We start from the raw sequence: 23060 nt of genomic DNA on the forward strand, positions 1-23060 counted from the left end.
AGTTCGCCATAATGTTCGGCGAGCGCTTCGACGCTTGAGTATCCCAAACCGCATGGGCCGGCCCGGATACACAAAGTTCAGGACACTCCCGAAGAGCCAGGTCAGCCGCCTGTGCGAGGAAATCGACGAACGCGTCGATACTTTTCTCACCCGCCCGATCGAGGGCGAATGGCCCTACCTCTGGATCGACGCCACCTATCTCAAGGTCCGACAGGGCGGTCGTATCGTCTCCGTCGCCGTGACCATTGCCGTCGGCGTCAACACGGACGGGCGCCGCGAGGTGCTGGGCATGTCCATCGGGCCGTCCGAGGCCGAGACGTTCTGGACCGATTTCCTGCGCGACCTGGTGCGCCGCGGACTGAACGGGGTGAAGCTGGTGATCAGCGACGCACACGAGGGGATCAAGGCTGCCACGGCGCGTGTCCTGTCCACCACCTGGCAGCGCTGCCGCGTGCATTTCCAGCGAAATGCGCTCGCCCATGCCGGCAAGAGCAGCCGTCGCGTCATATCAGCCTTCATCGCCACCGCCTTCGCCCAGCCGGACCATGCGGCGGCCAAGACCCAATGGCGAAACGTCGCCGACCAGATGCGGGGCAAGCTGCCCAAGCTCGCGACCCTCATGGATGGCGCCGAGGAGGACGTGCTGGCCTACATGACCTTCCCCCAGCAACACCGGGCGAAGTTACACTCGACCAATCCGATCGAACGTCTGAACGGCGAGATCAAGCGGCGCACCGATGTCGTCGGGATCTTTCCCAATGAAGCCTCGATCCGGCGTCTCGTCGGCGCGATCCTGATGGAGCAGACTGAGGAATGGGCCGTCCAGCGCTCTCGCTACATGACACTGGAAACCTTGGGCCCGTCTGCGATGATCCCATCGTCAGCCTGCCTGCCGCGCAGACGGACTGACCAGCTCGGCGCGCCGAAAACCAGCTGGCCAGCCTTGAGCTACACCACCAATTGGGACGTGATCGATGAATGCGGCGAAGGAGCCTTCCTCTTGGACGACCTCGAAAGTACGGCGAGCGTTGTTGATCACGGCTTCGATCTTGCCTCGATAGCGAACAATTCCTTCATCGGCAAGTAGGCGCTCAATGTCGTTGTCGTCAAAGTTCGCAACTCCCCGAAAGTCGAACCCGGCGAAGGCAGCACGAAAGTTCTCGCGCTTGGCCAGAATGGTGCGCCAGCTCAGCCCTGACTGGAAACTCCGGCGTGACGGCAGCCCATCGGCACCGTGGGCGTCCATCCGTTCCAATTACGGTTGCAGCATCAGGCCGCTGCCGCATAAACTTGAACAGAAACCGAACCAGATCCTCCGTTACGATACAGTCTCAGCTCTCCGAAAAACCCTGACGACGGACAATCGGCGACCGCACTGCTAAAAGCTAACATTACCGCTTGACAGGTCTGAACCTGCTGGCGGCGATCTGGATACCGCGCGCGCCTACGGGAAACGGTTGGCCGAGGTCGCGAGCCGCTGGAACAGCTGATCCAGCTGTCTGAATAATCGGCCCGACCGCCCGGATCGGATGTGCTGCGGCCGGGTTGCGCTCAGTCCGCGACCCCCGCCCGCCCGATCAGCGCCATGAGCGTTCCGGTCATCGTTGCGACGAGCTTTTCATCCTGGCCCTTCACGGCATAGGCACGCGCCTCGCATATGGTCAGCGTCCTGCCTGGTTTCACCACGTCAGCGACGAAGCGAAACCGTTCGCCGTCCGCCGGGTTGAGTAGGTTGATCTTGAATTCGGCCGTCAACACTGCCGCGTCCGCTGGCATCAGCGAAAAGGCCGCGTATCCGCAGGCGCTGTCCAGCGCTGTCGACACGATTCCGGCATGCAAAAACCCATGCTGCTGGGTCAGTGCAACCTGATGTGCCATTTCCAGAACGATGCGGCCGGGTAACAACTCGGCAATGCTGATCCCCAACGTGTTCATCACCTTCTGGCGATCGAAACTGTTGCGCACGCGTGCGTCATAGTCGGGGTTTTTCGGTTTGAATTGTGTCATGGCGGGTCTTCCTCTTCGATTTCATTCGTCAATGACCAATCTTAGGCGGTCTTTGAGGCGCGTATCTTGTAGCGAAAGGTCAAAACGACGCGGAATAGACAGAGCGCGCAACGCGCCGGGCGGTTTGCCGGCGAAGATCCGGCAAGCGGCGGACAAGTGAGATTGATCGTAATATCCGGCGTCCAGCGCCAGATCGCTCAGCGGCAGGGTCTTTGACGCAAGCTGCCCGAGAGCCCGGCGAAAGCGTCGCAAGGTCGCAAGCCGCCGCCGCGACACGCCGGTTTCCGCCCGCACCTTTCGACGTTTGGTCCGGTCGCTGTAAGCTCCGGTTGGTGCGGCAAAGCTCAGGTCTCTCGCAAGGCCGTCAAGCACCGCGATGAGCGCAGGCAGGTCATCGTCCCCGGTCTGAATCCGGGCCAGTTCTGAGGCCAGCATGTCCAGCCCTTTGGAGTCGGGAAATCGCTGCGGTCGTGACGACAGTCGCAGCCCGGCCACGACACCCTGGAATGGCCTTGGGCGGGGCGAAAAATAGGGGCGCGGTTCTGCCAGCGATACGCGCCCGCCGCCGCTGTCGTCGCGCGTTACCGAAAGGGTAAAGAGGTCGGTTGCGAACCGCCCGCGTCCACCACCGCTCAGCACACCGGTATCGCGGAACACGAACAAATGGTCGATCTGTTTGGCCGCTTCCTCAGGCGGCGCCAGTTCGAGATAAAGCGGCGCCGCCATCAGGTTACTTGACGAAAGCATCCCGGTTCTCGGCGACGAAATCGGCAAATCGGCGCGCCGGGCGTCCCATCACATCGCTGACCGTGGTCTCGATGCCGGCAAGGTAGCCCTTGGGCGCGATGGAAGCCAATTCGACCATGGCTCTGGCGACCTCGTCCTGCATTCCGCCAGCCACCATGCCCGCCTTGGCATTTTCGGCCGACAGGGGTGCGCAGGTGACAGTGCGCCCGGTCACCCTGGACAGGAGGGCGGCGATATCTTCTCCGGTAAGAGCTTCGGGCCCGGTCAGACCAAGAGCCTTGCCTTCGTAACCCGGAGCGGTCAGCGCCTCGGCGGCGACATCCGCGATGTCGCGGGCGTCGATCCAGGCCACGGGGCCGCCCAGATCGTCATAGTACACGGCGTCCTTTGCAATGTTACCGGCCTGCCACAGCAGGTTCTGCATGAAATAGGTCGGCTGGACAAAGGTCCAGTCAAGGCCGCTTTGCTTCAGCAGCTCCTGGGTTTCGGAATGCCACTTTCCAAAGGTCAGCCCCGCCTTGGGCGACGCGCCAAGCCCCGTGGCCACAACGATATGGCGCACGCCCGCGGCCTTGGCCGCCTCGATCACGTTCGCCTTCCACTGGCGCATGTTCAGATGGGCAGGCGTGACCAGGTATATCTTTTCTGCCCCGTCACAGGCCCGCGCCAGCGCGGCAGGGTCCGTGAAATCCGCGACGACCGCCTCGCATCCTTTGGCCTTTAGCGCGTCTAACTTTGAGAGGTCGCTGGTGACAGCGCGCACGGTCGCGCCTTTTGCCAGAAGCGTGTCGACGAGGGGCGCACCAGTCGTGCCCGTGGCTCCGAAAACAGTGATCATGACTTTTCCTTTTGCAGGTCTGCGATGGGCTGAATGGTTTCCGGGTTGCTGATCGACGACAGATCGCCTGGATCTTCACCGAGAAAGGCGGCGCGCACGATCCGGCGCATGGTTTTCATGCTGCGGGTCTTGGGCAGCGCTTCGACAAAGTGGATCTCGCGCGGGCGGAAGGGTTTCGAGACGATCTCCCCGACACGATCCTTGAGCCGGTTCACGAGCTCCGCGTCCGGCGACACATTTGGTGCCGCCACGCAGACGCAGACGACAGCCACGCCCTTGATGTCATCAGGTGCCGCGATGGCCGCGGCGTCCACCACCTCTCCGGTTTCGGTCAGGGCCGCCTCGATCTCGGGCGGGCCGATGCGTTTGCCGGCGATGTTCAGCGTGTCGTCCGACCGGCCCAGGATATACCATGTCCCGTCCGGATCGCAGCGCACCCAGTCGCCGTGCCGCCAGAGGCCGGGGAAGGTGGACCAGTAGGTGTCAAGGTAGCGATCGCGGTCCCCCCTGATGGCCGGGGTCAGACCCAGAGGCGGCTGGGTCACGACCAGTTCGCCGACCTCGCCCGGTGCGGCTTCGCTGCCGTCCTGGCGCAGAACCTTGGCCCCGACACCCAGGGCCTGGGCCGAAAATCCGCCGGGCTTGAGCTCGTGCAGCACGGTCGAGGTCAGGATCGCGCCAAAAAGCTCGGTCCCGCCCGAGATGTTCAGCGGCACGGCGCGGCGGCGACAGATATGATCGAGCTGCCAGAGCCAGGCATCCTCGGTCCAGGGCTCGCCGGTCGAGGCGACAATCCGCAGGGGCGACAGGTCGTAGCCCGACAAAGTTTCCGTATCCTGCGTCATGAACTGCCGTACCAGGGTCGGGGCCACGCCGAGATGCGTGACCTCCATCTCGGACGCAAGACGCAGCAGCCTGAAGGGATCGCCGGGCATTGATGGTGCGCCCTCGGCCAGCACCAGAGTCGAACCGGACAAGAGCACCGATAAAAGGGTGAGCGGTCCCATGACCCACCCCATGTCGGTCATCCAGAGGTGCCGGTCATCCCGTTTCATGTCGAGGCAAAGCAGGAAATCGGCCGTGGCCTTGGCCTGCACGCCCAAATGGGTATGCACGACACCCTTGGGCCGCCCGGTGGTGCCCGATGTATAGGCGATGAGAAAGGTGTCATCGGCACTGACGGGAACGGCGGCAAACTCCGGACTGGCGCGGCCCACTGTTTCGGTCCAGTCCAGATCGCGGGCCGGATCGGCCACCGCATCGCCGAACCGTCGCAGGCTGATCACGGTATGAACCGATGGTACGTCGGTCAAAGCCTGGGCAAGGGTCGCTTCCATCCAGACCGGCTTGCCTCGCCGGGGTGTGGCATCCGCCGTCAACACCGCCACGGCATCCGCGTCGTTCAGGCGCGATACGATGGCATGGGGCGCAAAACCGGAAAACAGCGGCACCGCAACCGCGCCCAGCCGGGCAATACCCAGAAGCGCGGCCTCGATTTCGGGGATCATCGGCATATAGATGCCCACCGCCTGACCGGGCCTTACACCGCGCGTGGCAAGGGCCGAGGCGACGCGGGAGGCTTCGGCGGTAAGGTCGGAATAGGTCCAGCGGCGGCGGCTTCCGTCTTCGCCGACCCAGTCGATTGCGACCTTGTCGCCCAAGCCATCGGCAATTCGGGCGTCAAGACAGGTTTCCGTCAGATTCAAAGTACTCCCGACGGCCCACCGGATCGATTCGGGCCCTTCGGAGATATCTCGCAACCGGCTGTAGGGCCGCGCGAACCGTATCCCGGCATGGTCAATGATCTGGCCCCAGAACCAGTCTGGGTCTTCATTCGAACGGCGGACGAGTTCCTCGTAACTGTCAATGCCGCAGCCCTTCAGAAATGAGGTCAGCGTGCTTGTCCGCTGGATGTCAGAGCCTGGCTGAAACATTCGCAACCTTTCTAGAATGAAAAAGGGCCGCACATAAGGCGCGGCCAGTCGGGGAGGTAACTCTTGGCACGGTATGGCAGCAGCGCCTTGAGTCCGGCGCTGCTGCCAGCGTTTTAACCGTGCATGGACAGGCCGCCCGAAACCGAAATCACCTGACCGGTGATGAATCCCGCGTCGTCGGACGACAGAAAACAGATGATGCCCGGGTAATCTGACGGCTGCGCCAGGCGCTTCATCGGAATCGCCCGCTTGAGACCCTCAGCGATCTTTTGACCGGCCTCGCCTTCGGCAACCTGCGCGAACAGAGGCGTGTCGGTCGGTCCGGGGGCGACCGCGTTCAATTGAATGCCATTGCGTGCAAGTTCGCGCGCCACGGTCTTGGTAAACGAGATGATGCCACCTTTGCAGGCCGAATACACAGCCTCGCCGGATGATCCGACGCGTCCGGCGTCGGACGCGATATTGACCACGCGGCCGCTGCCGTTCTTGACCATGCCCGGAAGCACCGCGTGATGCATGTTGAGCGGGCCATAAAGATTGATGTCGATGACCTTTTTCCAAAGATCGGCATCGGTATCGAGGAACGGTTTGATCACGTCCCAGCCGGCGTTGTTCACCAGCACGTCAATCGGGCCTCCGGCCTCGAACGCGGCCACTGCCATGTCGACCTGAGAACGATCGGTGATGTCCGCTTTGAAGGCCTGGGCCTTTCCACCCGCGTCGATGATCAGTCGGACAGTTTCATCCGCCCCATCCTTGTTCAGATCGAAAACGGCAACTTCGGCGCCCTCTGCGCCGAACCGTTCGCAAACCGCTCGGCCGATGCCGCTCCCACCGCCGGTCACGACGACCCGTTTTCCACTCAATCCTCGCATGTGGAGGTCCTCCTCTTCCGTTGCACCTTGAAAAGAGTTGATTCGACACTCTCTCGGATGTATTCTAACGTCTGTTAGATTTATTGCAATGGACAGCCACAGGGCCAACAAGTATCGACAATGGATGGCACGACAGAGTGAAGATACCAAGATAGTGTATGACGATCTAAGCAAGTCGGAGAGGACCCGCGAAGCCATACTCGCTGCGGCCGCGCGACTTTTTCGGTATCAAGGTTATCATGCAACGACGATGCGCGACATCGCGCAGGAAGCCCGCATTGAGGCCGGCAGCATTTATTACCATTTTCAATCCAAGGACCAAATTCTGAGCGAAGTTCTCGAAATTGGCGTCCGTCAACTATATCAGACGGTCAGTGAAATCGTTCGGCCGGCACCGACAAGTTCGGAGGATTTTCGCAAGACTTTCGGAACCCTGATTGAAACACACCTTACCTATCTGTTGACCGACAGTGACTTTACGTCAGCTAATATTCGGAACTATCCGATGTTGTCGGACGAAACACGCGCCCCGCATCGCGAATTGCGTGCATCATATGCAGGGGCCTGGGGCAAATTCCTGAATGACGCCAAACGCGCCGGCCACCTTCGAAGCGACATATCCACTGCTGTGATCCGCCAGTTCATCCTGAGTGCCATGAACTGGACCGTGGAATGGTACGATGTCGACAAGTATCCGGTGCGCATCCTCGCGGTACGAATGAGTAAGCTGATACTTGACGGAATGTGTCCACATCGCAAGGCGGGTACCGAAGGCTTGAAGCTGTGCCCCGCCACTCCCGCCAAGATCCCGGATCCCGACGGCAAGGCGGCTAAGACCCGTGCAGAAATTCTAAAGGCCGCAGCGCGCGTTCTGAGGGACAATGGCTACAAGGCGACGACTCTGAGAAAGGTCGCGGACAATGCTGGCTTGAAAGCGGGCAGCGTCTATTACCACTTCAATTCCAAGGACGCGATCGTTGACGAAGTGCTGAACGCCGGACTAAAGGACCTGCTATCAGGTGTCGAAGCCGCCGTTCGGCAATTCGATGCCCCCTACGATCATCACGCCAGGATAGCGACCGCAATCTGGACGCACCTGGATTTCCTCTTCAAGGCAAGCGAATTTACCTCGGCGAACATCCGAAGTTATGGAATGCTCCCCAATCATTTCAGGGAGAGGCACAGGGGTATTCGCCATGAGTATGGAAAACTCTGGGATTGGATACTCCGTGAAGCTCAGGACGACGGTGCCATACGGTCGGATATCAAGATCGTCCCCTTGCGCCAGGTGATGTTGGGTGCCTTAAACTGGACGGTGGAATGGTTCGACCCGAACAAGGCAGGAGTGGAAGGATATCTATCACTGCCTGAATTCTCCAGCATGCTCATCAATCTGTTACTGGAAGGCATTTGTAACCGGGAAGCGGCCCCGTCCACAGGACAAGGTAGCCCTGAAAGCGGTTGCCCCGGTCAGACCAGAAGGAAGTGATACAGCCCTTCGGCAACCGCCTTTTCCCGATCCGTCTGCCAGCTGAGCACGCTGACGCTTGCCATCCGCTTGCCTTTGCGCGTGACGTTAGCGCGGGCAAAAAGCGGTCCCTTCACACCGGGTCTGAGGTAATCGACGGTCAGGTTGATCGGCTTGGCCGGAACGTCGGCGAAATCGGGCTGTACCGCGATGGCGGCAGTGGCCTCCATAAAACTCGCGATTATGCCGCCATGGTAGTACTCCATGATCGGGTTACCGATATGGCGGTCATCAAAGGTCATTTCCGCCTCAGCATGGAGACTGTCTAGACTTCTGACCTCAAAGTTGAGAAATCGGAAGAACGGCACCCGGGATACATTGGCATTGACAGTTTGCACGTCCATCACGAGGTTTTTCCTTTTGTCATTGCGTCAAACAGGCTGGTTTCGCCGCGCGTCAATGCAAACGAGGCGGTTCCCCTGGCTATTTCAGCATCCTCATGGCCCGCGAACCAGACGCTGCCGGAATTGAAGGCGATGTGACGGGTCTTGCGAAAACAATGCGCTTGAACGATGACATCCGCGCGCGAACGGGCCGGGCGCAGGTAATCAACTCTGAGGTCAAGAGTGGCCATGGTACTGACGCCTTCGATGGCAACAAAGTTCGCCAGTCCAAAGACACTGTCCAGAAGTGCCGTCAGGATACCACCGTGGAGCAGTGATTGTTCCGCATCGACGCAAAAGTCCGGATTGAACGGCATCCGAACCCGAACACCTTCGGTCGAGACCTCTTCGATCTCAAGCGCCATATGCGTTATCAGACCCTTGCCGCGCGCATTCCACATCTGCGCGATTTGCTCCATCTTCTTTTGGGTGATGTCTGACATGCGATCTTTCCTTTAACGCCCCGTGAAATTGGGTTTTCGTTTTTCGACGAACGCAGCAACCGCCTCGTGGTGGTCTTCGGTCTGATGCATGAGCGCCTGATAGGCCGCCGCGGAATTCAGGAAATCCGGCAGGTCCATCCGTTCGGCATTGCGCATCAGACGCTTGGCGACCCGCACCGCGCGCGGTGGTTTCGCGGCGATGACAGCGGCCCGTTCGCGGGCCCGTTCCATCAATTTTTCATGAGGCACAAGTTCAAGCACCATACCAAGCTCCAGCGCTTCCTTGGCCTCGACCATGCGCCCTGAGAAGGTCAGATCGGCGGCCTTCTGGTGGCCCAGACGACGCAACAGGAACCAGCTGCCCGCATCGCCCGGAATGATTCCGAGATTCAGAAACACCTCGCCGAACCTTGCTTTTTCCGAAGCGATGCGCATGTCGCACATCATGGTCAGGTCGCACCCCGCGCCCACCGCCGGGCCGTTGACTGCGGCGATGGTCGGAATATCCATGTTGTAGAGCGCAAGCGGCAGCCGCTGCACCCCATCAACATAGCTCTGCGCCGCCGCCAGCGGCTCCTTGCGGAACACACTGTCGGGATCGTTCATCTCCTTGATGTCCCCGCCGGCACAAAAGGCCGGGTCGGCCCCGGTCAGAATCATCACGCTGACCTGCGGATCGGCCTGCACCTTGGCGAAGGTCTCCAGAAGGGCAGCGATCATGTCGTTCCCGGTAACCGGATTGCGACGCTCGGGGTCGTTCAGCGTTACCGTGGCGATCCTGTCGGAAATCTCCAGAAGGACTGGGTGTTTACTCATTCTTGCCATCTCCCCGTTCGCGTTTCTCGAACATCGCGGGGTTGATCATGTCCCGCGCGTCATGACCCATGTGCAGGGTCTCACCGCCGTCTACATAGATGTCCTCGCCGGTAATGAAACCGCCAAGTTTCGAAGCCAGGAATATGATCGTGCCTGCGATGTCCTCGGCCGCGCCCATCCGGTTCAGGACCGAACGGTTCAGCTTTTTCCACTGTTCCGGCGGAATGGGATAGCGGCCAAGCGCATCGGTCTTGATCGTGCCCGGTGCAACGCAGTTCAGCCGGATGCCGTACTCGCCCCATTCGGCGGCCAGCGTTTTCATCATGCCCGTCACACCGGCGCGGGCCGCGACGGTGTGTGTAAAGCCGGTGAGCGCGGTGCGCGCCGAGATGGCGGTGACAAACACAACCGATCCACCATTTTCGTACATGAAATGATCGGCAGCGGCGCGGGTCATTTGCCAAGACCCGATCAGGTTGTTGCGGATCACAGCTTCAAAGCCCTTGTTGGTGATATCGCGGGCGGCCGCGATATACTGACCGCCGGCATTGTTCACCAAAACATCCAACTGCCCATAGTGGTCCTTGATCCGCCCCATCGCAGTTTCGATACTGTCTTCGTCGCGGGTGTCTCCGGGCACGACAAAGGCCTCGCCCCCCGCCGCCCGGATCATTTCGGCGGTCTCTTCCAGCGGCTCTTCGCGGCGCGCGAACAGCGCAAGCCTGGCCCCGCAAGCGGCCATTTCGATCGCCGTCGCCCGGCCCATTCCAGATCCGGATCCCGTAACCAGGGCAACCTGGCCCGCCATGAGATCCGACGCGTAACGCCTTGATTTCGCTTCGCTCATGTTCCGCCCCTAGTTCTTCAGCAATTCGCCAGAGATGATGAGTTTGCGAACCTCTTGGGTGCCTGCGCCGACCTCAAGTACGCGACCGGTCCGGTACAGCCGGTTCACTTCTGTATCACGCATGTAACCCGAGCCGCCGTGAATCTGGACGGCCCTGTCGAGCACGAAGGATGTCGCCTCAGCGGCCTTGTAGATCGCCGCAGCGGTAAGCTTGTGGATTTCGCCGCGCCCGCCTTCGCCCTCTTCGAGGCCCTCACACATGGCTGCGGTGCGCAAGGACAGGCTGCGCGCGGCCTCGATCTGCGTATACATGTCGGCCAGCATCGCCTGAACCATCTGAAAACTGGCGATCGGTTTGCCGAATTGCTGGCGTGTCTTGGCATAATCGATGGAAATATCCAGCGCCCGCTGCGCAATGCCCAAGGCGTTGAAACAGACGATGGCACGTTCCAGATCAAGTCCGGACATGGTAACGGCAACCCCGCCATCCAGCTTGCCGACCATGTTTCTGGCCGGAACACGGCAATCTTCGAATACCAGTTCGCCCGTCGGCGAGCCGCGGAATCCCATCTTGTTGAGCTTCTGTGCCACCTTGAAACCGGGCGTGTCGGTTTCCACGATAAAGGCGGAAATGCCCTTGGCGCCCTTTTCCGGCGAAGTCTTCGCATAGACAAGGACCAGATCGGCAATCGGCCCATTGGTGATGTAGATCTTGGCGCCGTTCAGGATGTAGTCGTCACCATCTTGTTTGGCCGTGGTCCGCATCGAGCCAAGCGCATCAGACCCCGCGCCGGGTTCGGTCAGACCCAGGGCGCCGATCAGCGTGCCATTGCAAAGCCCCGGCAGATACTTGCGGCGCAGATCGTCATTGGCGTTGCGGTAGATATTGTTGACGCACAAGTTGTCATGGGCCACATGGGTCAGCCCGATGGCCGCGGAGGCGCGCGACAGCTCTTCGGTGATGATGCAGGCCGAGGTGAAATCCAGCCCCGCGCCGCCGAATTCCGGCGGCACGTTCAGGCCCAGATAGCCCATTTCGCCCAGCTTTGGAAAAACCGAAGGGGGTAAATCGTCGGTGTCGTCCATTTCCGCGTTCAGATGGTGGAACTCGGACATGAAGAACTTACCAGCCTGATCGGCCAGCGCCTGCTGTTCGTCCGTCATGAAATGGCTCGGCAGAGCGGTATCGTTGCGCAGTTGCTTGTTCATGGTCTCGTCTCCCTCAGGCGCGCAAAAGTTCTTCGGCAATGATGATCTTGCGGACTTCGCTTGTTCCAGCGCCGATCTCCAACAGCTTGTTGGCGCGGTAGAGCCGGTTGATTTCGGTGTCCTGCATGTAGCCGGAGCCACCATGTATATGGCAGGCTTCGGTGACCGCCTTGTTGAATGCCTCGCCTGCGTAAAGACAGGCCGCCGCGGTCAGCTTGTGGATTTCGCCACGGCCCCCGGCGCCTTTCGGCAGGCCCGTACAGGCGGCCAGCGCCCGATACCCGAAGGCGCGTGCCGTTTCGACCTCGGTGTAGATCTCGGCCAGTTTCGACTGCATCATCTGGAAACTTGCAATTGGCTTGCCGAACTGTTCGCGAATCTTGGCGTATTCCAGCCCCAGTTCCAGCGCGCGTTCGGCCATGCCGACACAGACCGATGCGACCATGGCGCGTTCCAGATCCAGTCCGCTCATTACCACCGAAACGCCGGTGTTTTCCTGTCCAACCATGGCGGATGCGGGTACGCGGCAATCCTCAAACACCAGTTCTCCGGTTGGCGAGCCGCGGAAGCCCATCTTGTCAAGCTTTTGCGCCACCTTGAAACCAGGATTGTCCGTCTCGATGATGAAAGCAGAAATGCCCTTGGCGCCCTTCGATTTGTCGGTCTTGGCATAAAGCAGGATCACATCGGCAATCGGCCCGTTGGTGATGTAGATCTTCGAGCCGTTGATGATATAGTCGTCGCCGTCGCGGCGCGCGGTGGTCGCCATGGACCCAAGCGCATCTGACCCCGCGCCCGGCTCTGTCAAACCCAGAGCACCAACCAAGTCGCCCGAGCATAGGCCGGGCACATATTTCTTGACCTGCTCCTCCGAGCCGTTGCGTAGAAGGTTGTTCAGGCACAGGTTGTCATGTGCGCCATGTGACAGTCCCACGGCAGGGTTCCATTTTGATATCACCTCAGAGACCAGCGCCTGGGTAAATTCATTCTGTCCGGAGCCACCCAGCTCCTCGGGCGCGGTGATGCCCAGAAGGCCCAGTTCGCCCATCTGCTTGAACAGATCGTCGGGCCACCACTCCTCTTCGTCCATGCGCGCCTGTAGCGGATGCAGCACCTCGCGCGATACTCGATCCACGTGATCGACAATCTGGCGCTGCTCATCGGTCAACGAATAGTTTGCCCTGATGGCCTTCAGATCAGCCGCGAGAGCCTCACTTTGAGTCGTCATATCATCCTCCCGAAAAATGTCGTCCGCCGTGTTGACCAAAATCAAACACATGTTAGAAAATAGATCAAGCCAAGCTTTTGACGACCTGACGTAAGAAAGCGCGGTGTCCTAAATACAGGGGGGAGCTTCGGAAATGACTGAGAGCGTTGTTCAATCGCAGGCGCTCGGCAAAGAAGTGCGTATCACGATTCGACGTCCTGATAATCGAAATGCCCTCAACCGTGAGGTCGCAGACGGGATCATTGCCGCCGTATGTGCTGCCGAGAGGGACAGCGATTGTCGCGTGATCGTTCTGACCGGCGAGGGCGAGCGCGCCTTCTGTGCCGGGGGCGACATCAAGGCGGGGGCGGATGGCGGCCCGTTTGTTCAGGATCCGGCGGACCCGGATCATTTTGCCGGAAGGTTGTTCGAGACGATACAGGCGTGCCGAAAGCCAACGATCGCGCGCATCAATGGCATCGCGATGGGGGCGGGGGCGGGCATCATCTGTGCCTGCGATCTGGCTGTGATGGTGGATCATGCCCGCATCGGAACGCCGGAAGTGAAGGTAGGTCTGTTTCCCATGACGATCGTGCCACCCATGATGCGCGTGCTGCCCCGGCGGAGGCTGATGGAGATGTTCATCACCGGCGTTCCTCTGACGGCCGAGGAAGCCCTGCAGTTCAATCTGGTCAACTATGTGACCGATGCCGCGGGGTTGGACGACAAGGTTGCAGAACTGGTTGCCCAGATTGCTGCGCAATCGCCGAGCGCGATCCGGCTGGGAAAATACGCCTGTCACGCGATGGAGGACATGACCTATCCGCAGCAGATGCGGTTTGCAGAAACACTGTTACCGCGAGTAGCACAGACCGAAGACGCGCGCGAAGGCTTTGATGCCTTTATTGAGAAGCGCAAACCTGAATGGACGGGCCGCTGATCAAACGGGGAGGAGAGGAATATGTCGGAACGAAAGCTGCGCATCGGATGCGCGTCGGGCTTCTGGGGCGATACGCCGGAAGCGATCGGTCAACTGGTCTCAAAGGCCGAGATCGACTATCTGGTGTTTGACTATCTGGCGGAGGTGACAATGTCGCTGATGGCGCGGGCCCGCGCCAAAGCGCCCGAGTCGGGCTATGCGCCGGACTTCGTCAAGGCGCTGGCACCCTGGTTGCCGGATATCAAGGCAAAAGGGATCAAGGTCGTTGCCAATGCAGGGGGCGTGAACCCGCGTGGCTGCCGCGATGCGCTTGCCAAAGCCGCCGCCCAGGCCGGAATCGATCTGTCCATCGGAGTCGTGCTAGGCGATGACCTGTTGCCCAGGGCCGATGAAATTCGCAAAAACGGTCAGACGGAAATGTTCTCGGGTGTCGCATTTCCAGATGATATCTGGAGCATGAATGCCTATCTGGGTGCCCGCCCCATCGCTGCCGCGCTGGATGCCGGGGCCGACATCGTGATCACCGGACGCTGCGCCGACAGCGCGGTCGCGCTTGGTCCCCTGATGCATGAATACGGCTGGGGCGACGATGACTGGGACAAGCTCAGCCAGGGATCGCTGGCCGGCCACCTGATCGAATGCGGCCCCCAGGGAACCGGCGGCAACTTCACCGACTGGCAGGACGTGCCGGGTTGGGACAATATGGGCATGCCCATCGTCGAGGTGTCCGAAGACGGCAGTTTCATCATGACCAAGACGCCTGACACCGGCGGGCTGGTCGTGCCCGGGTCAGTCGGAGAGCAGATGCTCTATGAAATCGGGGACCCGCGCGCCTACCTGTTGCCCGACGTGATCTGCGACTGGTCCGGGGTCACCCTGGAACAGGTCGGACCCGACCGGGTGCTGGTCAAGGGCGGCAGGGGGCTTGGGCGCACCGACAGCTACAAGGTGTCGGCGACCCATGCCGATGGCTGGCGCGCGGTCTCTACCCTGACACTGGCTGCGATTGACGCACCCGCCAAGGCCGAACGTGTGGCCGAGGCGATCCTGACCCGCTGTCGCCGGATTTTCCGCGACCGCAACATGGGAGATTTCCGGCAGGTCAGCGTCGAGGTGCTGGGGGCCGAGGCGGCCTATGGCGCAAATGCGCGCGCCCGGACCCGCGAGGTGGTGCTCAAGATCGGCGCGGTCCATGACGATCGCGCCGCGCTGAACATTTTTGCCGGCGAAATCGCACCGATGGCGATTTCGACCGCGCAGGGTCTGACCGGGTTCTTCGCCGGACGGCCAAAGGTGCAGCCGGTGGTCCGTCTATTTTCCTTCCTTCAGAGCAAGGCCGAAACCCCCGTCGCGGTCGAGGTCGACGGCAAGGATGTGCCCGTGAGCGTGGCCACTACGCCAGTCCACCTTGATCCGCCTGCCGCACCGCCCGCAGATAGCCGCGAGCCCGGTCCGGACGTTGTCAAGGTCCGCCTCGTCGATTTGGCCTGGGGCCGCTCGGGCGACAAGGGGGACATCGCCAATATCGGCATCCTCGCGCGCAAGCCGGACTACCTGCCATATATCCGCTCGGCTCTCAGCGAAGAGGTGGTGAAGGACTATTTCTCCCATGTCTGCGACGGCAGGGTAGAACGGTTCGACTTGCCTGGAAGCCATTCGCTGAATTTCCTGTTGCATGAATCGCTTGGCGGTGGCGGCATCGCCTCGGTCCGCATAGACCCGCAGGGCAAAGGGTTCGCGCAGATGCTGCTTGATATCGAAATTCCCGTGCCAGCCGATCTGGCCGCACGTGACGGACTGAATGCCGCGGCCCGGAACTAAGAGGACGACACCATGACCATTTCGAAACTCCTGGTCGCCAATCGGGGCGAGATCGCGGCGCGCGTGTTGCGCACCGCTAAGGCCCGCGGGCTTGCGACTGCCGTGTTGCGTCATGTCGCCGAGCAAGAGGGGCCGGCGCATCTGATCGCAGATGAGGTCGTGATGATCGAGGGCCCGACGCCCGTGGCCGCCTATCTCGATATTCCTCAGATCGTCGAAGCCGCCAAAGGGATCGGCGCGGACGCGGTTCATCCCGGCTATGGCTTTCTGTCAGAGAATGCCGGTTTTGTCGCGGCGCTGGAAAAAGCCGGAGTGACCTTTGTCGGCCCGACGTCCGAGGTCATCGACCTGATGGGGGACAAGGTCCGCGCCCGCGCCTTTGTCGAGGAACGCGGGTTTCCCGTCGCCCCCTCGGCCATCGAGGATGATGATCCGGCGAACTTTGTCGAACGCGCCCGCGCCGTTGGCTATCCGCTGCTCATCAAGCCCTCGGCCGGCGGTGGCGGCAAGGGCATGCGCGTCGTACGCGAGGACAGCACGCTGGAGACCGAAATCGAAACCGCACGCCGCGAAGGCGAGCGGTATTTCGGTGACGGGCGGCTGTTCGTCGAGCGCTATATTGAAAGTCCGCGCCATATCGAGGTGCAGGTGATGGGCGACGGGCAGGGTAAAGTGGTCCATTTCTGGGAACGCGAATGTTCGATCCAGCGCCGGTTCCAGAAGATTATCGAGGAAACGCCGTCACCGGCGCTGACTCCCGAACAACGGAACGAGATCTGCGAAACCGCCGCAGGTATTGCCAGCGCCGTCAACTATCGCGGGGCTGGGACCGTCGAATTCATCTATGCGCAGGACGGGACCTTTTACTTCCTGGAAATGAACACCCGCCTTCAGGTCGAACATCCGGTGACCGAGATGGTGACCGGCTTCGATCTGGTTGCTGAGCAACTGCGTGTCGCGGCGCGCGACGGGCTGAGCGCCGTGCAGGCGGATATTCCTCAAACCGGGCATTCGATCGAGCTGCGCATCTGTGCTGAGGATGCGACGGTCGATTTTCGCCCCGCGGTCGGCGATATCCTGCTGCTGGACGAACCCACTGGGCCCGGCGTGCGGGTGGACAGCGGCATTCTGGACGGTGGCAAGGTAACGACCGACTTTGATCCGATGTTGTCCAAGCTGATCGTGCATGGCCAGGATCGCGCGCAGGCGATCGCCCGTGCCCGGCAAGCGGTGCAAAACTATGTGGTCCTCGGGGTGACGACCAACACCGGTTACCTGGATGCGATCCTAGCTCATCCGGATTTCGCCTCGGGGGAAGTTTCAACCGGGTTCCTGGCGGAACAATCCGAAACGCTGACTGCAACGGGCGAAGATGTCACTGACCTGCTGATGGCGGCGGCAGCCCTATCGGACGAGCGGCTGGTGATTGAGGTCATGCAGATACCGGAAATGTACCGCAAGATGGGCGGGTGGAGAAACTGATGCAACGGATTTTTCAAATCGACGGAGAAGAGACAGATTGCTGGCTGGGTCATGATGGCAGCCGGTTCGTGCTTCATACCCCCACTCGCGCTGTTGCCTGCCAATTGGACCCGACGGGTCTGCCGGGCGGGTATACGTTGCGGGCCAAGGGTGTTGTGCGCGAACTGCGACTGGCAGTGGGGCCGGAAGCAACTTTTGTGCACATGAACGGCCGGACCTACGAAGTCGGACGGGTTGATCCCGCCGAACGCCTGGCCGGCAGCGACGGTGGCGCGAGCGACGACCGATTGGTGGCGCCCATGCCGGGTGTCGTGGTGTCGGTTGCGGTCAAACCCGGCGATGCGGTTGAAGAAGGCCAGCCGCTTCTGGTGATCGAAAGCATGAAGTTGGAAACCACACTGACGGCGCCGCGCGGCGGGGTCGTTGCCGAAATGCCATTCGCCGAAGGCGACAGTTTTGGTCTGAAAGACATCCTGGCCCAATTGGCCCCGGAGGAGGAGTGACAATGCGCAGGATTGAAAGTCAGATCGACACCAATGCCGCCGACTACAAGGCAAATTTCGCCGCCATGTCTGAACGGCTGAAGGAATTCCACGCCCGCCAGCACGCGGCGCGTTTCGAACGTCCGCAACGCGATATCGACCGCCTTGCCCGCCAGAACAAACTGGGCGTGCGCGAGCGGTTGAAACTGCTGCTGGACCCCGGCACTCCGTTTTTGGAGTTTTCCACACTTGCCGCCTGTCGCGAATACGATGGCACCGTGCCTGGCGCCGCTGTGGTGACGGGCATCGGTATCGTGCAAGGTCGCGAGGTCGCCATCCACGCCAACGACGCCAGCGTCAAGGGCGGGGCTTGGTATCCACATACGGTCAAAAAGGTCGTGCGTCTTCTGGATGTCGCGCTGGAAAACCGCCTGCCGGTCATCCATATCTGCGACAGCGCGGGCGGTTTCCTGCCGCTGCAGCACGGGGTGTTTCCCGACCGGTATCTGGGCGGGCGGGTGTTCCGCAACCAGGTCAAGCTGAGCCAGGCCAATATCCCGCAGATTGCCGTGGTCGGCGGACACTGCACGGCTGGCGGTGCCTATGTGCCGACGCTGAGCGACTACAACATCATCATCGAAGGCACAGGCGCGATTTTCCTTGGCGGTCCCCCGCTGGTCAAGGCGGCCACCGGCGAAGAGGTCGGTGTTCAGGAACTTGGTGGGGCGGTCATGCATACCTCGGTTTCGGGAACCGGCGACTACCGAGCCGCCACTGAACAGCACGCCTTTTCACTGGCGCGCGAGATTGTCAGCCAATGGAAGCGCACCCCGAAAACGATCATCGAAACCGCCGCTTTTGAAGAGCCATACTACGACCCCAAGGAGCTTTATGGGATCATCCCCAAGGACCGGAAAACCCAGTTTGATATGCGCGAGGTTCTGGCGCGGATCGTCGATGGCTCGCGCTTTCACGAATACCAGCCCGACTATGGCACCACGATGGTTTGCGGCTTTGCCCATATCTGGGGTTACAAGGTCGGCATCCTTGCCAACAATGGGGTTTTGTTCAACGACAGTTCGCTCAAGGCGGCGCATTTCATGCAGCTTTGCAATCAGAACCGGACGCCCCTGGTCTTCTTCCAGAACATCACCGGCTACATGGTCGGCCGCGAATATGAAGAGCGCGGCATCGCCAAGGACGGCGCCAAGATGCTGATGGCGCAGGGCGGCTCGGTCGTGCCGAAGTTCACAGTGATCGCCAATGCCTCTTACGGGGCCGGTAATTACGGCATGTGTGGGCGGGCCTGGGATGCGCGCACGCTGTTCATGTGGCCCCAGGCCGAAATCGGCGTGATGGGCGCGGATCAGGCCGCCAACACCATGGCGGACGTCAAGATCCGGCAGCTTCAGCGTGAAGGCAAAGAGCTGACCGAAGAGGAAATCGCCGCCATCCGAGAGCCTGTGCTGGAAAAGTACAAAAGGGATGTCGAGGCCTATACCTCGACCTCGGAATTGTGGGACGATGGCATTCTTGACCCGGCAGACACTCGCAACGCGCTTGGAATATCTATATCCGCCTCGCTAAATGCACCGATCGACGATCCGCACTACGGGATCTTCCGTCTGTAACGGCTTGAGGGGCTCGGGCGATACACCGGGAAACGGTCGTGTCGCCCGTTTTCAGATAGGTCCTGCCGCTTCGGGCCGCTTCTTAAACCCGCCCCGGTCCGGTGCCTGGAGAGGTCAGGACGATGTCCGCCGCGCCTCCTGAATGGAGACGACGTCAGAGGCCACCATCCCGGGCCGGTCTGCCTCGACCGTCTTCAGCGGCTCGACCGGCATCAATCCGGCCAGACAGTCGCGCGCAAGTTGCTGGTATTCCGCGGTGCCGCGTGTTTTCCACGCGACTTCTTTCTCGCTGACCTCCCGGATCACCTTTGCCGGCGAACCGACCACCATCGAACGGGGCGGAATCACAGTTTCGCCGCGCAAAAACGCCTGCGCGCCGACAATCGATTCCGCGCCAAGATCTACACCATCCATTATGACGGCATTCATCCCGACCAGAGCGTTCCGGCCAATTGTGCAGCCGTGCAGGATCGCGCCATGGCCGATGTGACCGTCGGTTTCCACGACGGCGTCGCGGCCGGGAAAGGAATGGATGATGCAGTTATCCTGTACATTGGCGCCGTCACCGATCACGATTCTGCCGAAATCGCCCCGCAGGCTTGCGCCGGGTCCGATGTAGCATCCATGACCCAAGATGACATTTCCGATCAGAACGGCCTGAGGATGGACATATGTATCATCGGGAACAACGGGTATAAACCCTTTGAATTCATAGCAATGCGCCATTTTTCTTGCCCTTTCGTAGTCTGTAAACCAATGGTCGCGAAATCCAGACATCCCAAATGCATCATTCGCTGTGTCAGGCCATGGTCAGACTCAGAGGTCTGGACCGAAAATTGCCCGGACTTCCGAGACAGGCAGCGCGAACAACCAAACATATGTTAGAAACTTCGACAAGCACCATACTCCACAGTGTGATCGTGTTGACAGGTCCGCGTGGCGTCATGTAAATTCTAACAAACGGTAGAAAATGCAATGGCACTTGTATAATGCAGGCCAGTCCAAACCTGAGAGAGAGAAATGTCAGATAAAGCCTATGTCGTCGGCGTCGGGATGGTCCCGTTCCAGAAGCCGGGGAAATCCGAGAGCTACGATGTGATGGCAACCGCGGCGACCCGTTCCGCTCTGGCCGACGCGGGTCTGGACTACGACAAAATCCAACAGGCCTATGTGGGCTATGTCTATGGCGACAGCACTTGCGGCCAGCGCGCCCTGTACCATGTTGGAATGACCGGCATCCCGGTTCTGAATGTGAACAACAACTGCTCGACGGGGTCGTCCGCCCTGTTCCTGGCGCGTCAGGCCGTGGAAAGCGGCGCGGTGGAATGTGCTCTGGCGCTTGGGTTCGAGCAGATGCAGCCCGGCGCAATCGGTGCAATGTTCCATGATCGGGTCAGCCCGTTTGCAGCTTTCGACGCAGAAACCGACGATCTGGTTGGCAGTGCCGAGATCCCGCTGGCACTGCGGTACTTCGGCGGTGCGGGCAAGGCGCATATGGATGAGTTCGGCACGCCCCTTGAGACCTTCGCAAAGATCCGCGCCAAGGCCAGCCGGCATGCGGCCAAAAATCCGGTGGCCCTGTTCCGGCAGGAAGTCACCGCCGAGGATGTCATGGCGGCCCAGGTCGTCTGGCCGGGCGTGATGACCAAGCTCATGGCCTGCCCGCCAACCTGTGGCGCAGCGGCGGCAATTATCTGTTCCAAGGAATTCGCCGACAAGCACGGACTCGACAGTTCCGTTCGGATCGCGGCGCAGGCAATGACAACGGACGGCCCGGAAACTTTCGGAGCCCATGACATGCGCGAAGTGGTCGGCTTTTCGATGGCCAAGCGCGCCGCCGATCAGGTCTACGAGGCCGCCGGCATCGGGCCCGAGGACGTGGATGTGGTCGAACTGCACGACTGTTTCGCTCACAACGAGCTTATCACCTATGAGGCGCTTGGCCTTTGCGGTCGCGGCGAAGCGGCGAAGTTTGTCGATGATGGCGACAACACCTATGGCGGCAAGTACGTGACCAACCCGTCTGGCGGTCTGTTGTCCAAAGGGCATCCTCTGGGCGCGACCGGACTTGCGCAATGCACTGAGCTTGTTCAGCAACTTCGCGGCCAGGCCGATGCTCGGCAGGTCGATGGCGCGCGACTGGCGCTTCAGCACAACCTTGGCCTCGGCGGGGCCTGCGTCGCCACGCTTTATGAAAAAGCCTGATAGCGCCCTTCGGGAGGAATTAATATGACTGGAAAACTCGACGGGCGCGTGGCGCTGGTCACGGGCTCGGGCCGGGGCATTGGCCGCGAAATCGCTCTCAAACTCGCGTCGGAAGGGGCCCGGCTGGTGATCAACGATCTGGACGCCGATCCGGCCAATGAAACCGCCGAGGCGTTGCGCGCAATGGGAGCTGAGGCCGTGGTCTGTGCCGGCAGCGTCACCGAAGACGGATTTGCCGAACGGTTCATCAAGACCGGTATGGACAGCTTTGGCGGGCTGGACATCATCGTGAACAATGCGGGCTATACCTGGGACAGCGTCGTTCAGAAAATGACCGACGAACAGTGGCAGGCGATCATCGACGTTCACCTGACGGCCCCCTTCAGGATCCTGCGCGCCGCGCAGCCGGTGATCAGCGCCAAGGCAAAGGAAGAGGCCGCCGCCGGACATGAAGTGTTCCGCAAGGTGGTCAACATCTCGTCAATCGCGGGCACTGGCGGGAATGCCGGCCAGATCAACTATTCCGCCGCCAAGGCCGGCATCCTGGGTGTCACCCGGACGATGGCCAAGGAATGGGGCCGCTACAAGGTCAACGTCAACGCCGTCGCCTTCGGCCCGATCCGCACCCGCCTGACTGAAGGTAGCGCTGATGGCAACAGCACAATCAAGGTCGACGAAAAAGAGATCAAGGTCGGCGTGAATCCCGATCTCCTGTCCCAGATGGAGCGCATGATCCCGCTGGGCCGGGTCGGCACTCCGGAAGAAGCTGCCGGTGCCGTCTATCTGTTCTGTGCGCCGGAATCGAACTTCATTTCGGGGCAGCACGTCATATGTGGCGGCGGTTTCGTGATCTAAAGCATTTGCCCGGAGCCGATAACGGGGTCCGGGCAAGCACATTGTTGTCTGGGCGGCCTCTTGGCGGTCGCCCATGCGGAATTTCCCGCAAACTCCAATCGGGCACGATTAAGACGATTGACTCACTTGCGCTATTGACCTAACAGGCGTTAGTTAGGCGCTGAGGCGAAACGAAGGTCTATGGCACAAAGCACTGCAAGCAAAGTCAACGAGACATCGCGCAGCGCGGTCGGACGGGACGGGGTGCTGGACATTGCCGCGCGGCTTTTCCGCGAACAAGGCTACGGGTCCGTTTCGCTCCGAAAAATTGCCGAGGCCGCCGGGATCAAGGCGGGTAGCATATACTATCATTTCGGTTCCAAGGACGAGATCGTCGCGGCCGTTCTTGATGCAGGGATTCGGGTCGTTCACGCGAGTATGAGAGACGCCATCACCGACCTGCCAGCCGATACCGATGGCGAAACGATCCTGCGCTCTGCGATCCGGGCGCATTTGCGCGCGCTTCTTGATGTGAGCGATTATACATCGGCGAATGTGCGTATTTTCGGGCAGGTGCCGCAATCCGTCCGGGATGCCAACTTGCCCACGCGAAGGGCCTATGAGGCAGAGTGGGACAGTCTTCTGTCCCAGCTTAAGAAAGATGGCACGCTGAAGCAAGACGTCGATATCCGTCGCCTGCGCCTGATGCTGATCGGTACATTGAACGCCACGCTCGATTGGTTCGACCCGGACCGCGGTAGCGCCGATGCGTTGTCACGCACCTATGCCGATGTGTTCCTCAACGGGATACTCCAAAGACAGGATACCTGA

Annotated in this window: 21 protein-coding genes and 2 pseudogenes; 10 read left to right on the top strand and 13 right to left on the bottom strand. The window is 60.7% G+C overall.

The features are described from left to right. Positions 1 to 91 precede the first annotated feature (91 nt). Positions 92 to 909: pseudogene (locus tag M4578_RS19060) on the top strand (IS256 family transposase); the annotation flags it as partial. A gap of 67 nt (positions 910 to 976) precedes the next feature. On the opposite strand, the pseudogene M4578_RS19065 reads toward M4578_RS19060, so the two are convergent. From M4578_RS19065 to M4578_RS19090, 6 genes and pseudogenes are all read right to left on the bottom strand, one after another. Beyond that, a pseudogene (locus M4578_RS19065) lies at positions 977 to 1246 on the bottom strand (DNA-3-methyladenine glycosylase I); the annotation flags it as partial. Positions 1247 to 1551: 305 nt separating this feature from the next. Beyond that, entirely contained in the window at positions 1552 to 2007 is a 456-nt protein-coding gene (locus M4578_RS19070; RefSeq protein ID WP_027264411.1) for a PaaI family thioesterase, read from the bottom strand. Positions 2008 to 2028: 21 nt separating this feature from the next. Further along, positions 2029 to 2733 carry a helix-turn-helix domain-containing protein gene (locus M4578_RS19075; RefSeq protein ID WP_223228098.1) on the bottom strand — a complete coding sequence of 235 codons (705 nt, stop codon included), beginning with the start codon at positions 2731 to 2733 and terminating at the stop codon, positions 2029 to 2031. 4 nt (positions 2734 to 2737) lie between these two features. Further along, on the bottom strand, positions 2738 to 3592 hold the full coding sequence (locus M4578_RS19080; protein ID WP_027264413.1) for an SDR family oxidoreductase: 855 nt from the start codon (positions 3590 to 3592) through the stop codon (positions 2738 to 2740). Beyond that, positions 3589 to 5526: an AMP-binding protein gene (locus M4578_RS19085; RefSeq protein WP_258094887.1), complete on the bottom strand. Its 1938-nt coding sequence runs from the start codon at positions 5524 to 5526 to the stop codon at positions 3589 to 3591. Before M4578_RS19085 ends, M4578_RS19080 begins: the two co-directional genes overlap by 4 nt. 113 nt (positions 5527 to 5639) lie before the next feature. Next, the gene (locus tag M4578_RS19090; protein WP_088652151.1) at positions 5640 to 6401 is read right to left on the bottom strand and encodes a glucose 1-dehydrogenase; all 762 of its coding nucleotides are present in this window, start codon (positions 6399 to 6401) and stop codon (positions 5640 to 5642) included. 154 nt (positions 6402 to 6555) lie between these two features. Between M4578_RS19090 and M4578_RS19095 the strand changes: the two genes are divergently transcribed. Continuing rightward, positions 6556 to 7890: a TetR/AcrR family transcriptional regulator gene (locus M4578_RS19095; RefSeq protein WP_258094888.1), complete on the top strand. Its 1335-nt coding sequence runs from the start codon at positions 6556 to 6558 to the stop codon at positions 7888 to 7890. On the opposite strand, the gene M4578_RS19100 is transcribed toward M4578_RS19095, so the two are convergent. From M4578_RS19100 to M4578_RS19125, 6 genes are read right to left on the bottom strand one after another with little or no spacing between them, the layout of a single operon-like run. Further along, complete coding sequence (locus M4578_RS19100; protein WP_028093915.1) at positions 7872 to 8273, bottom strand: PaaI family thioesterase; 402 nt, start codon at positions 8271 to 8273, stop codon at positions 7872 to 7874. The genes M4578_RS19095 and M4578_RS19100 overlap by 19 nt on opposite strands. After that, on the bottom strand, positions 8273 to 8755 hold the full coding sequence (locus M4578_RS19105) for a PaaI family thioesterase (RefSeq protein WP_027264417.1): 483 nt from the start codon (positions 8753 to 8755) through the stop codon (positions 8273 to 8275). Before M4578_RS19105 ends, M4578_RS19100 begins: the two co-directional genes overlap by 1 nt. Before the next feature lie 12 nt (positions 8756 to 8767). Beyond that, positions 8768 to 9571: an enoyl-CoA hydratase-related protein gene (locus tag M4578_RS19110; RefSeq protein ID WP_088652149.1), complete on the bottom strand. Its 804-nt coding sequence runs from the start codon at positions 9569 to 9571 to the stop codon at positions 8768 to 8770. After that, entirely contained in the window at positions 9564 to 10418 is an 855-nt protein-coding gene (locus M4578_RS19115) for an SDR family NAD(P)-dependent oxidoreductase (RefSeq protein WP_088652148.1), read from the bottom strand. The genes M4578_RS19110 and M4578_RS19115 overlap by 8 nt, the downstream gene beginning before the upstream one ends. A 9-nt stretch (positions 10419 to 10427) precedes the next feature. Further along, complete coding sequence (locus M4578_RS19120) at positions 10428 to 11627, bottom strand: acyl-CoA dehydrogenase family protein (protein ID WP_088652147.1); 1200 nt, start codon at positions 11625 to 11627, stop codon at positions 10428 to 10430. A 13-nt stretch (positions 11628 to 11640) separates the two neighbouring features. Beyond that, a complete protein-coding gene (locus M4578_RS19125; RefSeq protein WP_088652188.1) occupies positions 11641 to 12855 on the bottom strand; it encodes an acyl-CoA dehydrogenase family protein in 1215 nt (404 codons plus the stop codon). Positions 12856 to 12988: 133 nt separating this feature from the next. On the opposite strand from M4578_RS19125, the gene M4578_RS19130 reads away from it, so the two are divergent. The 5 genes from M4578_RS19130 to M4578_RS19150 are packed head-to-tail and all read left to right on the top strand — an operon-like array spanning position 12989 to position 19190. Further along, positions 12989 to 13774, top strand: a complete 786-nt coding sequence (locus M4578_RS19130; protein ID WP_100931404.1) for an enoyl-CoA hydratase-related protein — start codon at positions 12989 to 12991, stop codon at positions 13772 to 13774. A 21-nt stretch (positions 13775 to 13795) separates the two neighbouring features. Beyond that, entirely contained in the window at positions 13796 to 15595 is a 1800-nt protein-coding gene (locus tag M4578_RS19135; RefSeq protein ID WP_088652145.1) for an acyclic terpene utilization AtuA family protein, read from the top strand. 12 nt (positions 15596 to 15607) lie between these two features. After that, positions 15608 to 17077: an acetyl-CoA carboxylase biotin carboxylase subunit gene (locus tag M4578_RS19140; RefSeq protein WP_258094889.1), complete on the top strand. Its 1470-nt coding sequence runs from the start codon at positions 15608 to 15610 to the stop codon at positions 17075 to 17077. Then, positions 17077 to 17580, top strand: coding sequence for an acyl-CoA carboxylase biotin carboxyl carrier protein subunit (locus M4578_RS19145; protein WP_258094890.1), 504 nt, complete (start codon positions 17077 to 17079; stop codon positions 17578 to 17580). Before M4578_RS19140 ends, M4578_RS19145 begins: the two co-directional genes overlap by 1 nt. Before the next feature lie 2 nt (positions 17581 to 17582). Further along, on the top strand, positions 17583 to 19190 hold the full coding sequence (locus M4578_RS19150; protein WP_258094891.1) for an acyl-CoA carboxylase subunit beta: 1608 nt from the start codon (positions 17583 to 17585) through the stop codon (positions 19188 to 19190). Positions 19191 to 19304: 114 nt separating this feature from the next. On the opposite strand, the gene M4578_RS19155 is transcribed toward M4578_RS19150, so the two are convergent. Next, positions 19305 to 19916 carry an acyltransferase gene (locus M4578_RS19155; protein ID WP_088652141.1) on the bottom strand — a complete coding sequence of 204 codons (612 nt, stop codon included), beginning with the start codon at positions 19914 to 19916 and terminating at the stop codon, positions 19305 to 19307. A 294-nt stretch (positions 19917 to 20210) separates the two neighbouring features. Here M4578_RS19155 and M4578_RS19160 point away from each other — a divergent pair, with 294 nt between their 5' ends. From M4578_RS19160 to M4578_RS19170, 3 genes are all read left to right on the top strand, one after another. Beyond that, positions 20211 to 21395, top strand: a complete 1185-nt coding sequence (locus tag M4578_RS19160) for a lipid-transfer protein (protein WP_100931403.1) — start codon at positions 20211 to 20213, stop codon at positions 21393 to 21395. Positions 21396 to 21419: 24 nt separating this feature from the next. Continuing rightward, positions 21420 to 22250, top strand: a complete 831-nt coding sequence (locus tag M4578_RS19165; protein WP_088652139.1) for an SDR family NAD(P)-dependent oxidoreductase — start codon at positions 21420 to 21422, stop codon at positions 22248 to 22250. 180 nt (positions 22251 to 22430) lie between these two features. Then, on the top strand, positions 22431 to 23060 hold the full coding sequence (locus M4578_RS19170) for a TetR/AcrR family transcriptional regulator (RefSeq protein ID WP_028093929.1): 630 nt from the start codon (positions 22431 to 22433) through the stop codon (positions 23058 to 23060).

It is taken from the genome of Salipiger pentaromativorans (assembly GCF_024721115.1).
Classification (GTDB): Bacteria; Pseudomonadota; Alphaproteobacteria; order Rhodobacterales; family Rhodobacteraceae; genus Salipiger; species Salipiger pentaromativorans.